Below are 13,949 nucleotides of genomic sequence, written 5' to 3'. Positions count from 1 at the left end.
CCCACACCCGCCGAGTCGGCCCCAACGCACACCCCACACCCGCCGAGTCGGCCCCAACACACGTCCCACACCCGCCGAGTCGGCCCCAGCGCACGCCTCACACACCTGCTGCATGACGCCACCGCGTTGTGCCATGGCGGACGACGGCCTCCGCGGCGAGTTCCGGGACCGCTACCGGTGACCCGGGCATAGGCGTTCGGGCCGACTCGGCCCCGCTGAGGCGTCTGTTCGGGCCGACTCGGCCCCGCTGAGGCGTGCGTTCGGGCCGACTCGGCCCCGCTGAGGCGTACGTTCGGGCCGACTCGGCCCTGCTGAGGCGTGCGTTCGGGCCGACTCAGTCCCAGCGCATGGTCCAGCTCGAGCCCGACTCCCCCTCGTCATCGTCGAGATCGTCGGCGTGATCATCGGCGTAGGCCAGCCAGCCCCCGTCCGAGCCGGCTCCCGGCCCCTGGTCGACGGTCGCCCTCGCTCCGGAGCCGAGCAGGCTGCGGGTGAGCGCCTCGCGGTCGTCGAGCAGCTCGTCGAGCGCGGCGGTGAGGTGGGCGTCGGCGAGGTCCTCGCCGGCGACGGCGGCGAGGAGCACGGCGCGCCGCACCAGCTCCTTCGCGAACGACGCCGTGACGCCCTCCGCGCGGGCGGCGGCCTCGGCGAGCACGCCGTCGGACAGCCCCAGGCCCGCGGCGTACAGCCCGAAGAGCCGCGCGCGGGCCGCCTCGTCCGGCAGCGGGACCTCGATCGCGAGGTCGATGCGGCCGGGTCGGCGGGTCAGGGCACGCTCGAGCAGGTCGGGGCGGTTGGTGGTGAGCACGAACGCGACGTCGGCGTCGCCGTCCATCCCGTCGAGCGCCTCCAGCAGCTCGAAGAGGAGCTCGCCCCCGCCACCCATCCCGCGGTCCTCGGCGATGAGGTCGCAGTCCTCCAGCACGATCATCGAGGGCTCCAGCGCACGGGCCAGGCGGGAGGCCTCGCGGACCGAACGCATCGAGGACCCCGACAGCAGGAGCACGGTGACTCCGTCGGCGCGGCCGACGAGGTGACGCACCGTGTGCGTCTTCCCCGTGCCGGGCGGGCCGTGCAGCAGGATGCCCCGCTTGAGGTGCTGGCCCGCGGCCAGGAGCCGCTCGCGGTGCTCCGCCACCCCGCTGACGTGCCGGCGCAGGCGGGCGAGCACGCCGTCGGGGAGGATCACCTCGTCGGCGTGGACCGCCGGGCGCTCGGCGAAGACGATCCCCCCGAGCTCCTCGTCGAACCCGCCGCCACTGAAGCTGATCACCTGGCCCCGCAGCACGCTGCGCTCGACCATCAACCGTCGGACGTCGGCGCGGAAGGCGTCCACGACCGCGGCGTCGGCGCCGATGATCTCCATCGTCGCCGTCCGACGACCCCAGTCGGGGTCGGCGGCGCGCTGCAGGACCACCACCGGGCTCCGGTCGTAGGTCATCAGACGGACGCCGCTGCTCATCACCCGCCGCTCCCGACCGGGTCCGACGGGCACGCTGGAGTAGTCGACCGGTCCCAGCCCGACGCCCGACCCCCGGCCGCGGAGCAGGCCTCGCAGGTCACCGTCGTACCCACGGGGGACGGTGACGCCGACGAGCCCGGCCTCCTCGTCCAGCGCGCCGAGGGCGACGTCGGCGTCGACCAGGCGCCACGGCTGGATGCGGTCGGTGACGATCGTGCAGTCGGCTGCGGTGCGTCCGAGGTGCTCGTCCAGGAGGGCCACGAGCTCCCCGCCGGACTCCTGCTTCCGCTCCGCCACGTGGCGCAGCAGCCGCACCAGCTCACGCGCCAGGTCGTCGTCCAGGTCGTCGTCCCCCATGTCGTCCACGCCGACATCCTGCCCCGCGCGCCACGACGGATCGACCGGTTTCGTGCCTGTCGCCGACGGAGCGGCCCACGACGGGGCCGGGTGCGAGGACGTGTCCCGGCACCCGGCCCCGTCGTCGGTCAGGCGACCATGCCGTGCGGGTCGATGACGTACTTCGTGGCCGCGCCGGCGTCGAACTCCTGGTAGCCGCGGGGGGCGTCGTCCAGGGTGATCGTCTTGGCGTTCACGGCCTTCGCCACGTGCGCCTTGTCGGCCAGGATCATGTTCATCAGCTGCCGGTTGTACTGCTTGACCGGGCACTGGCCGGTGACGAAGGCGTGCGACTTCGCCCAGCCCAGGCCGAGCTTGACGCCGATCTGGCCCTCCTTGGCGGCGTCGTCCACCGCCCCCGGGTCGCCCGTGACGTACAGCCCCGGGATGCCCAGCGAGGCGCCGGCGCGGGCCAGCGTCATGATGTCGTTCAGCACCGTGGCGGGGGCCTCCGCGGCACCCTCGCCGTGGCCGCGGGCCTCGAAGCCGACCGCGTCGACGGCGGCGTCGACCTCGGGCTCGCCGAGGATCTGGTCCACCATGTCCACCAGTGAGTTCCCGCTGGACAGGTCGACGGTCTCGCAGCCGAAGCTGCGCGCCTGCTCGAGGCGGTCGGCCTGCATGTCGCCGACGATGACCACCGAGGCGCCCAGCAGCTGCGCGGCGTGGGCCGCGGCGAGGCCGACGGGTCCGGCGCCCGCGACGTACACGGTCGAGCCCGTGGTCACGCCCGCCGTGTAGGCGCCGTGGTAGCCGGTCGGGAAGATGTCGGAGAGCATCGTCAGGTCGAGGATCTTCTCCAGCGCCTGGTCCCGGTCGGGGAACTTCAGCAGGTTGAAGTCGGCGAACGGGATCATCACGTACTCCGCCTGGCCGCCGATCCAGCCACCCATGTCGACGTAGCCGTACGCCGCGCCCGCGCGGGCCGGGTTCACGTGCAGGCAGATGCCGGTCTTGCCCTCGTTGCACATGCGGCAGCGGCCGCAGGCGATGTTGAACGGCACCGAGCAGATGTCGCCCGGCTTGACGAAGAGGACGTCGTCGCCGACCTCGACGACCTCGCCGGTGATCTCGTGGCCCAGCGTCTGGCCGACGGGAGCGGTGGTGCGGCCGCGGACCATGTGCTGGTCGGAGCCGCAGATGTTGGTGGTGACGAGCTTGAGGATGACGGCGTGCGGGGCGGCCTGCTTGATGCCCATGCCCTGCGCGACCTCCTTCGGGAGCTCGAGCTTGGGGTAGTCCATGGTCTCGACGGCGACCTCACCGGGCCCCTTGTAGACGACGACGCGGTTCCCTGACATACGTGCTCCCTCGGTCGGTGCTGCCGCGCCGGTCTCGGACCACCGGAGTCACGCGGCGTGACTTGCGCCACCCCTCGACCTTGGCACAGGCCACCGTCAGCGGGAACCGCCGAGCAGCGCCGAGCCGCCCAGCAGCAGCGCCCCGAGCGCCACGAGTCCGAACACGCCCACCCACGCGGCGCCCGGCACGCGGGTGAGCCGCGCGAGCACGTCGGCGTCGGAGCTCCGTCCCGCGCCGGCACGGCGGGTCCGGGCCAGCTCGAGCACGGTGCGCGGGGCAGCCAGCAGCAGGAACCACGCCCCGGCGTGCGCGACGAGCGACTGCACCTGTCCGCTCCCCCACCAGGACACGGCGAACACGCCCGCCGCGGCCAGCCCGACGGCGTACAGGCCGAAGAAGTTGCGGATCTGCAGGAGCAGCAGCGCCAGCAGCAGCAGCGCGACCCACAGCACGGCCACGGGGTGCCGCGCCGCGACGCCGTACGCCGCCGCGAGACCGAGCAGCGCGGGCGCGGTGTAGCCCGCGAGCGCCGTGGCCACCATCCCGGGTCCGGTCGGGCGTCCCTTCGAGACGGTCAGCCCGGAGGTGTCGGAGTGCAGCCGGATCCCGGCGAGCCGGCGTCCGGTGAGCAGCGCGGCGACCCCGTGGCCACCCTCGTGGGCGATCGTGACCAGGTGGCGGGCGCGGCGCCACAGGCCGGGCACGGCGACCAGCGCGAGCGCCACCGCGGCCGAGGCCAGGGCGAGCGTGGAGTCCAGGCGCGGCTGCCGCGAGACGACGGCGTCCCACACCTCGGTCACGACCTCCATCCCTCTAGTTTGTCCGCATGACGTCTGCCGCCTCCTCCCAGGCCGTTCCGACCCGCACCCTCAACGACGGCCACGAGATCCCCGTGGTCGGCCTCGGCTGCTACCAGCTCGACGGCGAGGAAGGCGTCACCGCGATGGTGAGCGCCCTCGAGCTCGGCTACCGGCTGCTCGACACCGCCACCAACTACGGCAACGAGGGCGACGTCGGGGAGGCCGTGCGCCGCAGCGGGCTGCCGCGCGAGGAGGTCTTCCTCACCAGCAAGATCCCCGGACGCCACCACGGGTACGACGACGCGATCGCCTCGGTCCGCACCTCGCTGGAGACCCTCCGCACCGACTACCTCGACCTCCAGCTCATCCACTGGCCCAACCCGAGCGTCGGGCGGTTCACCGAGGCCTGGCGGGCGCTGGTCGACCTGCAGCGCGAGGGCCTGGTCCGCTCCGTCGGCGTCTCCAACTTCACCCCCGCCCACCTCGAGGCGATCGTCGAGGAGACCGGAGTGACCCCGGCCGTCAACCAGGTCGAGCTCCACCCGTACTTCCCGCAGGCCGACATGCGCGCCGAGCACGAGCGCCGCGGCATCGTCACCGAGTCCTGGAGCCCGCTCGGCAAGCGCCAGGCGCCGTACGGCGAGGCGCCGGTCGCGGCGGCCGCCGAGGCCCACGGCGTCGAGCCCGGCCAGGTCATCCTGCGCTGGCAGCTGCAGCTCGGCGCCGTCCCGATCCCGAAGTCCGCCACGCCGTCGCGCCAGGCCCAGAACCTCGACCTCTTCGGCTTCGAGCTCACCGACGACGAGGTCGCGGCCATCTCGGGCCTGGCGAAGCCGGACGGCCGTCTCTTCGGCGGCGACCCGGAGACCCACGAGGAGATGTAGGCCCCCGATCGGGGCTGGGGGACGCCTCCTAGGCTCGCGGTCATGCGTTCGCTCTCGGTGGCCTCGTGCCTGGTCCTGCTGTCCCTCGGCCTCTCCTCCTGCGGCGACGACGAGGAGCCCGCTGCCGGCGGCGGCGAGACCGTCGAGTGCGACTACCCCGCCGCCGGCCAGGCCGCGCGGGAGGTCGACGCGCCCCCGACGGAGGCCGACGCGTCCGGCGAGATCCCCGCGACGATCACCCTCGCCGGCGGCGAGGTGCCGATCACCCTCGACGCCGAGGGTGCGCCCTGCACCGTCAACTCGTTCACCTCGCTCGCCGAGCAGGGCTACTTCGACGACTCCGCCTGCCACCGCCTCACCACGCAGGGCATCTTCGTCCTGCAGTGCGGCGACCCGACCGAGGACGAGGCCCTGCGCGGGACCGGCGGCCCAGGCTACAGCTTCGCCGACGAGACGGACCCGTCCGACACCTACGAGCGCGGGACGCTCGCCATGGCCAACGCCGGCCCCGACACCAACGGCTCGCAGTTCTTCATGGTCTACGACGAGTCCCCGCTGCCCCCGGACTACACCGTGTTCGGCTCCATCAGCGAGGACGGCCTCGCCGTGCTCGACGCGATCGCCGAGGAGGGCGCCCAGGGCGGCGCCCCCGACGGCCCGCCGGCCGCCGCCGAGGACGCCACGATCGAGTCGGTCACCGTTGACTGACCACGGGACCGAGCCGGCGCGGCGCGAGTTCCGCGTCGGCGACGAGGGCGTCAACCCCTACAAGCTGCTCACCGCGATCGTCGTCCCGCGCCCCATCGCGTGGGTCTCGACGATCGGCCCGGACGGCGTCGGCAACCTCGCGCCGCACTCCTTCTACAGCGTCGCGTGCGCCGACCCGCCGATCGTCTGCTTCACCTCGGTGGGTACCAAGGACACGCTCCGCAACGTCCGCGCCACCGGCGAGTTCGTCGTCAACGTGGCCTCCGCCGACCTGCTCGGGGCGGTCAACGACACCTCGGCGCCGTACGACCCGGACGTCGACGAGGCCGGCGACCTCGGTCTGGAGCTCGCGCCGAGCACCACGGTCGCGCCGCCGCGCCTCGCGCACTCCCCGGCGGCGTTGGAGTGCACGCTGCACTCCACCCACGAGCTGGGGAACTCCGTGCTGGTGCTGGGCGACGTCCGGCTGGTCTCGGTGCACACCTCGGCGCTCGACGGGGACCACCCGACGATGGCGGCGCTGAAGCCGCTGTCGCGTCTCGGGCGTGACGAGTGGGGCCACCCGCCCGAGGTCTTCCGGCTCACCCGGCCGCGGACCCCGGACGAGACCGGCACCCACGAGCCGCGCTGAACCGCACGGGGTCGCTGTCGGAACCCCGTCCTACGCTGGCCGGGTGACCAGCCCCACCCCCGCCCCGTCGCGCAGCCTGCGCCGTGACGAGGCCGAGCAGCGTGCCGCCCTGCTGCGCACCCACGCCTACGTCGTCGACCTGGACCTGACCCGGGGCGACGAGACATTCGGCTCGACCTCGACCGTCCGGTTCTCGTCGGGGGCCGGCGAGACCTTCCTCGACGTCCACGCGCGCGCCGTGACGGCGGTGCGGCTGGACGGCGCGGCCCTCGACCCCGCCTCCGTGCGCGACGGGCGCCTGCCCCTGCGGCTCGACGCCGGGGAGCACGAGCTGGTCGTCGAGGCGACGATGGCCTACCGCACCGACGGCGAGGGGATGCACCGGGCGGTCGACCCGGCCGACGGGGCGCCGTACCTCTACCTGATGTGCTTCATGGACGCCGCGCCGTCGGCGTTCGCCTGCTTCGACCAGCCCGACCTCAAGGCGACCTGGGACGTCACCGTCACCGCTCCCGCCGCCTGGACGGTCCGGGGCAACGGCGTCGCCGTCCGCGAGGGCACCGAGGGCGACGCCGACCGCTGGCGCCTCGAGGGGACCCAGCCGCTGCCGACGTACCTCGTGACCCTGGTCGCCGGCGGCTGGCACGTCGTCGAGGACTCCCACGACGGGATCGCCCTCGGCCTGTCCGCCCGCCGCAGCCTCGCCGTCGACCTCGACCGCGAGGCCGACGAGCTGCTCACGCTGACCCGGCAGAGCTTCGACGAGCTCCACCGGCTGTTCGGCATCCGTTACCCGTTCGGGCAGTACCACCAGGCGTTCGTGCCCGAGTTCAACGCCGGGGCCATGGAGAACGCCGGGTGCGTGCTGTTCCGCGACCCGATGGTCTTCAGCTCCAAGGTCAACCGCGACCAGCGCATCGGCCGCGCCTCGACCATCGCCCACGAGATGGCCCACCAGTGGTTCGGGAACCTCGTCACCCCGGTGTGGTGGGACGACCTGTGGCTCAACGAGTCGTTCGCGGAGTACGCCGGCACCCGGGTGACCGCCGACGCGACGGTGTACGACGACGCCTGGACCAACGAGTCCTACGTCCGCCGCCCCTGGGGCCTGGGGGCCGACCGCCGTCCGACCACGCACCCGGTCGCCGGGGAGCCCGGCACCGCCGCGCCCGACGCCGCGACGGCGCTGGGCGACTTCGACGGGATCTCCTACGCCAAGGGCGCCGCCGTCCTGCGCCAGCTCGCGCGCCGCGACGACGAGGTGTTTTGGCGGGGCGTCTCCGACCACATGCGCGCGCACGCGTTCGGCAACGCGACCCTGGCCGACCTCGTCGGCTCCTGGGAGCGGGCCGGGGCCGGCGACCTGTCCGACTTCGTCGCGGGCTGGCTGCGCACGGCCGGGCCGGACACGCTCACCCTCGACCGCGCGGCGGGCGTCGTCCGCTGCACTCCGTACGCCCCGGGTGGCGCCCGGCGCGAGCACGCCGTCGAGGTGGCCCTCGGCCCGGACTGGCGCCGGGTCCCCCTCGTCGTCACGGGCGACGAGGCTCCTCTCGAGGTGCCCGACGAGGCCCCCGTCGTCCTGGACGCCGCGGAGGACACGTGGGCGCTCGTCGTCCCCGACCCGGTGACCCTGGCCGCCCTGCCGCCACTGCTGGGCTCCGCCGACCGCACCCTGCGCGCCGCGGTGTGGGGCCAGGTCCGCAACGGCTTCGGCGAGGCGGCGGTCGACCCGGCGCTCGTCCTCGACCTGGTCGACGCCACCACCCCCACCGAGACCGACGAGGACGCCGTCGCCCGGGTGCTGCCTTGGGTGCTGTCCGGCGTCGTCGCCCACACCGCGGACCCGGAGGCCGCCGCGCAGCGGGTCCACGAGGCGGCCCTGGCCCGGGCGACGTCCGCCGAGGCCGGCTCGACCCTTCAGCTCTCGGCCGTGCAGGCCGCGGTGGCCGCGGCCGGCGACGTCGACCTCCTCCGCTCCTGGCTGGCCGGCGCCGAGCCCGCCCCCGGGTGCGGTCTCGACCTCGACCTGCGGTGGCGCGTCCTGCGCCGCCTCGCCATGCTCGGGGCCACGGACCTCGCCGAGCTCGACGCGGAGGTGGAGCGCGAGCGCAACTCCCACGCCGTCACCTCGCGCACGGCGGCGCGGGCGTCGATGCCGACCGCGGAGGCCAAGGCGTGGGCCTGGCAGGTCTTTACCGGCGAGCTGGAGGCCACGAACTACGAGGTCGAGGCCGCCGGCAACGCCTTCTGGCACTCCGACCAGGGCGAGCTGCTGGCCCCGTACGCCGACCGCTACCTCGCCGACCTGCCCGCGACGGCCGAGCGTCGTACCGGCTGGACCCTGGCCGACGCGGCCCGCGCGTTCTTCCCCCGCACGTGGCTCTCGGAGGTCACCCTCGAGGGCGCCAGGACGCTCGCCGCGCGCGACGACCTGGCCTCGGGGCTGCGGCGCGCGCTGCTGGACTGCTCCGACGACCTCGCCCGCCGCATCGCGGTGCAGCGCACCTTCGGACCGGGGGCCTGACGTGACCGAGGACCGCCGCAGCCGTCGTCCCGGGCCGACCGTCCGGGTGAAGGTCACCGAGGTGACCCCCGACGCCGAGCGCCGACGCGAGGACCGGGTCGCCACCGAGGAGCCCCTCGAGATCCGGTTGACGTGGCCGGGCGAGCCCGCCCGCCGGGTCTGGGTGACGATGCGGACCCCGGGCCACGACTTCGAGCTCTCCGCCGGCTACCTGCGCCACGAGCAGGTCATCGCCCCCGGCGACCTGTCCCGGGTCGCCTACTGCACCGACGAGGACCTCTCCGCCGAGGAGGAGTTCAACGTCGTCACCGTCACCCTCGACGCTCCCCCGCGCCGCGACCCCGGCCACCGGCACGGCGGCTCGTCGTCCGGGTCGTCGGCATGCGGGGTCTGCGGTAAGGACAGCGTCGGCGAGGTGCTGTCCGCCGTCCACGGCCGGCGCTGGGGCGGGGAGCTGCCCACGCCGGACGTCGTCCGCCGGCTGCCGGACGTGCTCCGCGAGCACCAGCCCGTCTTCAGCCGCACCGGCGGGGTCCACGCCGCCGGGCTGTTCACCGCCGCCGGCGACCTGCTCGTCGTCCGGGAGGACGTCGGCCGCCACAACGCCGTCGACAAGGTCACCGGCGCGCGGATGCTGGCCGGCGAGGACGTCGCCGAGGCCTGCCTGGTCGTGTCGGGCCGGGCCGGGTTCGAGCTCGTCCAGAAGGCCGTCGCCGCGGGCATCGGCTCCCTGGTCTCGGTCGGCGCACCCACCAGCCTGTCGGTCCGCCTGGCGACCGAGTCCGGCCTGGTGCTCTGGGGCTTCACGTCCCCGAAGCGCGTCGTCCGCTACACCTGAGCGGCCGTCCCCACCGCTGGTCCCGACGCGCTCGTCGCTGGCGCTCCCCACTGCTCGACCACCTGAACCACAGGTGGTCGAGCAGCACGCGAGCGCAGCGAGCGCGCGTCGTCGAGACCCTGCCGGCCCGCGCCGGTCGGCGGTCTCGACCTCCCCGGACACGAGCCGTGAGATCGGGCACGGCGGCGTGGCCTCCCGGCACTGTCGGTGGGCCCTCCTAGGTTGCTGGTGTGCGCATCCTCCACACCTCCGACTGGCACCTGGGCCGCTCGCTGCACCGCGAGGACCTGCTGGGCCACCAGGCGGCGTACGTCGACCACCTGCTCGAGGTGGTCGAGACCGAGGGCGTCGACCTGGTCGTCGTGGCGGGCGACGTCTACGACCGCGCGCTGCCGCCCGTGGACGCCGTCGCGCTGGCCGACGACACGTTCGCGCGGCTGGCCGCGTCGAGGGCTGCGGTGGTCATCAGCTCGGGCAACCACGACTCCGCGCGCCGGCTCGGGTTCGGCTCGCGGGTGATGGACGCGGCCGGGCTCCACCTGCGGACCCGTCCGGAGGACGTCGGCCGGCCCGTCGTGCTCGACGACGTCCACGGCCCGGTGGTCGTCCACGCCCTGCCGTACCTCGACCCCGACGCGGTCCGCGAGCCGTGGGGGCTGACCACCCGCTCCCACGAGGCCGCGCTCACCGCCGCCATGACCCGCGTCCGCACCGACCTCGACGCGCGCCCGGGGGCCCGGTCCGTCGTCCTCGCCCACGCCTTCGTCGCCGGGGGCCGGGCCTCGGAGTCCGAGCGCGACATCGCGGTCGGCGGCATCTCCATCGTGCCGACGTCGGTGTTCGACGGCGTCGACTACGTCGCCCTGGGCCACCTCCACGGGCCGCACACCCTGGCCGAGAACGTCCGCTACTCCGGGTCGCCGCTGGCCTACTCCTTCTCGGAGGCCACCCAGACCAAGGGCTCCTGGCTGGTCGACCTCGCCGCCGACGGCGCCACGTCGTCGACGTTCGTGCCCGCGCCCGTGCCGAGGCCGCTCGCCCGGCTGCGCGGCGACCTCGACGACCTGCTGGACGACCCCGACCTCGCGGTCCACGAGGGGTCCTGGGTCGAGGCGACGCTCACGGACGCCGGACGCCGGCCCCCGCAGGCCATGGAGCGCCTGCGCCGACGCTTCCCGCACGCTCTCGTCCTCACCTTCGACGCCCCCGCGGCCGCCGGGCTCCGCCCCCGTGCGCCGCTGCCCGGCCGCTCGGCGCACGACGTGGCCCTCGACTTCGTCGCCGACGTCCGCGGCCTGGCCGCCGACGAGGCCGAGGCGTCGCTGCTGGCCTCGGCCTGCGACGCCTGCGCCGAGGACCCGACCCAGGACCCGACCCGGGGCCCCGTCGCGGAGCGCACCGCATGAGGGTCCACGACCTGCGGATCACCGCCTTCGGCCCCTTCACGGACACCGTCCGCGTCGACGGCGACGCCCTCGCCGCCGACGGCCTGTTCCTGCTGAGCGGCCCCACCGGCGCGGGCAAGAGCAGCGTCCTCGACGCGATCTGCTTCGCCCTGTACGGCGCCGTGCCCGGCCGCCGCAACGAGGCGAAGGCGCCCCGGTCTGACCGGGCCGCCGCCGACGTCGCCACCGAGGTCGTCCTCGAGGTGAGCCTGGGCGAGCGCCGCTACCGCTTCACCCGGTCGCCCGCGTGGGAGCGGCCGAAGAAGCGGGGTGACGGCACCACCACCCAGCAGGCGACCGTCTCGGTCCAGCAGCTCGTCGACGGCGCCTGGCGCCACGAGACCAACCGTCTCGACGAGGCGGGTGACCTCGTCGGGCGGCTCCTGGGGATGACCTGCAGCCAGTTCTGCCAGGTCGCGATGCTGCCCCAGGGCGAGTTCTCGACGTTCCTGCAGGCCCGCTCCGACGAGCGGCAGCAGGTCCTGGCCCAGCTCTTCCGCACCGACCGCTACGACCGCGTCGCCACCTGGCTGGTCGAGCACCGCCGCGCCACCCGCCGGCTCGAGGAGGCGGCGCGTCGCGAGACCGCCGACGTCCTCAGCCGGCTCTGTGAGGCCACCGGCACCTCCGTCCCGGACGGCGGGCGGGCGACCCCGGACACCACGTGGCTCGGCGGCCTGCGCCGCGAGGTGACCGACGCCGCCACCGCCGCGGAGGCCGACGGCACGACCGCCCGGGCCGCGGCGGCGTCCGCCCGTGACGCCCTCGAGCGTGACCGGGCCACCGCCCGCGCCCAGGAGGCGTGGGCGTCGGCCGAGCGGCGCCGGGCGGCGCTGGCCGACGCCGAGCCCGCCCTCGCCCGTGACGCCGACCGGCTCGACGCGGCACGACGGGCCGCCCCGATCGCCCTGCTCGACCAGCAGGTCGCGGCGGCCGAGGCCGCAGTCTCCGCCGCGGAGCACCGCTGGGACGCCGCTGCCGCCTCCGCCGGGGTCGGTGGTCCCGACGACGTGGAGCCGGCGCTGCAGCACGTCCGGCGACGCCTCGGGCGGCTGCAGGACGCCCGCCCCGTCGAGGCGGAGCTCCAGGATGCCCGGGAGGCGGCGACGCGCCTGGGTCGTGAGCTGGTGACCGCCCGGACCGCGCTGGCGCGCGCCGACGAGGCACTGACCGCCCTGCCCGGTCGCGTCGCGACGCTGGGCGCGGAGCACGCCCGGCTGACGGCGCAGGCCGCCGGGCTGTCCGGCCTGCGCGAGGCCGAGGGCCGGGCCGTCACGGGTCGGCGTGCGGCGCTGGCCGCGGCGGAGCTGGAGCAGCAGGTCGCCGAGGCGCGCGTGCGGGAGGTCGACGCCCGCGAGGAGAAGCAGGCGCGCCACGAGACCTGGCTGGCCGTCCGCGAGGCCCGGCTGGAGGGGATCGCGGCCGAGCTCGCGGGCGGGCTCGCCGTCGGCGGCCACTGCCCCGTCTGCGGGTCGTGCGAGCACCCGGCGCCGGCCGCCCGCAGCGCCGGCGCGGTCGACCAGGCGGCGGAGAAGCGGGCCCGGGTGGCGCTGGACGACGCCGAGGGCGCCCTCGCGGTGCACACCGACCAGGTCCACGGGCTGCAGGTGCGCCTGGCGACCTCCCGGACGGCGGCCGCCGACCACGACGAGCCCTGGTGGCGCACGGAGCTCGACCGCCTCCGGGGCGCCGTGGCCCTCGCGAGCACCGCGGACGTCGCCGCTCGCGAGACCGCCTCCCTGCTCGCCGACGCCGAGGACGGCCTCGCCACCGCGCGTGACCACCGCTCCGCACTGGCGGCCCGGGTGGCCGCCGCCGACTCCGACGAGGGCTCCGCCCGCACGAGGGTCGACGCGACCGCCCGGCGCCTCGAGGCCCTGCTCGACGACGCCGGCGGGGCCGTCACCTCCCTCGACGACGCCCTGGCGGCGACCCGCGCCGAGGAGGCCGCCCTCGAGCGCGCATCCAGCGCGGCCCGCGACCTCGACGCCGCCCGCACCCGCGCCCGCGAGAGCCGCGCCGCAGCGGAGGCCTCCGCCGTCGCCCACCACTTCGACGACCTCGCCGCGGCCCGGGCCGCCGTCCTCGACGAGACGGAGCGGGTCCGGCTGGAGGCTCTGGCGCAGGCCCACCGCGAGGAGCAGCGTGCGCTGGCGGCGGTCCTCGCCGACCCGGCGACGCGGTCGGCCGCCCGGCTCGACCCACCGGACCTCCCCCGGGCCCGCGTCGCCCTCGACGAGGCGGAGTCCGCCGCGGCCGACGCGGCCGGACGGGCGGTCGTCGCCCGGCGGCGCCAGGAACGGGTCACCGAGCTCGCCGGTGCGCTCGAGAAGGCCTGGGGGCGCTGGACGCCCGCCGCCGAGGACGCGACCCGCGCCGACGCGATGGCCGACCTCGTCACCGGACGGTCCGCCGACAACCGCCTGCGGCTCTCGCTCGCGGCGTACGTGCTGTCGTGGCGCCTCGGCCAGGTCGTGGACGCCGCCAACGTGCGGCTCGCCCCGATGACCGACGGCCGGTTCGTCCTCGAGCACGACGCCGCCCTGCCCACCCGGGGTGGGCGCCGGGGCGGGCTCGACCTCATGGTCCGCGACGAGTGGTCCGGGACGTCCCGGCCCCCGACGACGCTGTCCGGCGGCGAGACGTTCGTGGTCTCCCTCGCCCTCGCGCTCGGGCTGGCGGACGTCGTCAGCCAGGAGGCGTCCGCCGACGCCGTGGGCGTCGACATCGACACCCTCTTCGTCGACGAGGGCTTCGGGTCCCTCGACGCCGACACGCTCGACGACGTGATGGGGGTGCTCGACGGCCTGCGCACCGGCGGGCGCATCGTGGGCGTGGTCAGCCACGTGGCGAGCATGAAGGAGCGCATCGGCCGCCGGCTCGAGGTGACACCCGGCCCCCAGGGCGGGCCTCACGGAAGTCGCGTGCGGCTCGTGGACGTCGGGGCATAGGTTCG

At 75.4% G+C, this 13,949-nt stretch carries 10 protein-coding genes; 7 read left to right on the top strand and 3 right to left on the bottom strand.

The window, feature by feature from the left end; all coding sequences use genetic code 11:
* Positions 1-334: 334 nt before the first annotated feature.
* The 3 genes from Q0858_RS12385 to Q0858_RS12375 all read right to left on the bottom strand — a co-directional run bounded on the left by Q0858_RS12385 (position 335) and on the right by Q0858_RS12375 (position 3,969).
* The gene (locus tag Q0858_RS12385) at positions 335-1,819 is read right to left on the bottom strand and encodes an ATP-binding protein (protein WP_299055707.1); all 1,485 of its coding nucleotides are present in this window, start codon (positions 1,817-1,819) and stop codon (positions 335-337) included.
* A gap of 128 nt (positions 1,820-1,947) precedes the next feature.
* On the bottom strand, positions 1,948-3,159 hold the full coding sequence (fdhA, locus tag Q0858_RS12380) for a formaldehyde dehydrogenase, glutathione-independent (RefSeq protein ID WP_299054741.1): 1,212 nt from the start codon (positions 3,157-3,159) through the stop codon (positions 1,948-1,950).
* A gap of 96 nt (positions 3,160-3,255) precedes the next feature.
* Complete coding sequence (locus tag Q0858_RS12375; RefSeq protein WP_299054738.1) at positions 3,256-3,969, bottom strand: M50 family metallopeptidase; 714 nt, start codon at positions 3,967-3,969, stop codon at positions 3,256-3,258.
* Between the two features lie 17 nt (positions 3,970-3,986).
* On the opposite strand from Q0858_RS12375, the gene Q0858_RS12370 reads away from it, so the two are divergent.
* The 7 genes from Q0858_RS12370 (at position 3,987) to Q0858_RS12340 (ending at position 13,944) form a co-directional block, all read left to right on the top strand.
* Positions 3,987-4,844, top strand: a complete 858-nt coding sequence (locus tag Q0858_RS12370; protein WP_299054735.1) for an aldo/keto reductase — start codon at positions 3,987-3,989, stop codon at positions 4,842-4,844.
* Positions 4,845-4,886: 42 nt separating this feature from the next.
* The gene (locus Q0858_RS12365; RefSeq protein ID WP_299054733.1) at positions 4,887-5,552 is read left to right on the top strand and encodes a peptidylprolyl isomerase; all 666 of its coding nucleotides are present in this window, start codon (positions 4,887-4,889) and stop codon (positions 5,550-5,552) included.
* On the top strand, positions 5,545-6,183 hold the full coding sequence (locus Q0858_RS12360; RefSeq protein ID WP_299054731.1) for a flavin reductase family protein: 639 nt from the start codon (positions 5,545-5,547) through the stop codon (positions 6,181-6,183). The genes Q0858_RS12365 and Q0858_RS12360 overlap by 8 nt, the downstream gene beginning before the upstream one ends.
* A gap of 43 nt (positions 6,184-6,226) precedes the next feature.
* Positions 6,227-8,710 (top strand): aminopeptidase N, encoded by a 2,484-nt coding sequence (gene pepN, locus Q0858_RS12355; protein ID WP_299054729.1) that lies wholly within the window; start codon positions 6,227-6,229, stop codon positions 8,708-8,710.
* A gap of 1 nt (position 8,711) precedes the next feature.
* The gene (locus Q0858_RS12350) at positions 8,712-9,548 is read left to right on the top strand and encodes a formate dehydrogenase accessory sulfurtransferase FdhD (protein WP_299054727.1); all 837 of its coding nucleotides are present in this window, start codon (positions 8,712-8,714) and stop codon (positions 9,546-9,548) included.
* Positions 9,549-9,778: 230 nt separating this feature from the next.
* Positions 9,779-10,954: an exonuclease SbcCD subunit D gene (locus Q0858_RS12345; RefSeq protein WP_299054725.1), complete on the top strand. Its 1,176-nt coding sequence runs from the start codon at positions 9,779-9,781 to the stop codon at positions 10,952-10,954.
* Complete coding sequence (locus Q0858_RS12340) at positions 10,951-13,944, top strand: SMC family ATPase (RefSeq protein ID WP_299054723.1); 2,994 nt, start codon at positions 10,951-10,953, stop codon at positions 13,942-13,944. The genes Q0858_RS12345 and Q0858_RS12340 overlap by 4 nt, the downstream gene beginning before the upstream one ends.
* Positions 13,945-13,949: the final 5 nt, after the last annotated feature.

The organism is uncultured Nocardioides sp. (assembly GCF_947489365.1).
Classification (GTDB): Bacteria; Actinomycetota; Actinomycetes; order Propionibacteriales; family Nocardioidaceae; genus Nocardioides.
This window is presented reverse-complemented; position numbering and strand designations above follow the sequence as displayed.

Excerpts from the sequence above, each read along its gene's own strand:
- Q0858_RS12385 (WP_299055707.1), bottom strand. The coding sequence starts at position 1,819 with ATGGGGGACGACGACCTGGACGACGACCTGGCGCGTGAGCTGGTGCGG.
- fdhA (WP_299054741.1), bottom strand. The coding sequence starts at position 3,159 with ATGTCAGGGAACCGCGTCGTCGTCTACAAGGGGCCCGGTGAGGTCGCC.
- Q0858_RS12375 (WP_299054738.1), bottom strand. The coding sequence starts at position 3,969 with ATGGAGGTCGTGACCGAGGTGTGGGACGCCGTCGTCTCGCGGCAGCCG.
- Q0858_RS12370 (WP_299054735.1), top strand. The coding sequence starts at position 3,987 with ATGACGTCTGCCGCCTCCTCCCAGGCCGTTCCGACCCGCACCCTCAAC.
- Q0858_RS12365 (WP_299054733.1), top strand. The coding sequence starts at position 4,887 with ATGCGTTCGCTCTCGGTGGCCTCGTGCCTGGTCCTGCTGTCCCTCGGC.
- Q0858_RS12340 (WP_299054723.1), top strand. The coding sequence starts at position 10,951 with ATGAGGGTCCACGACCTGCGGATCACCGCCTTCGGCCCCTTCACGGAC.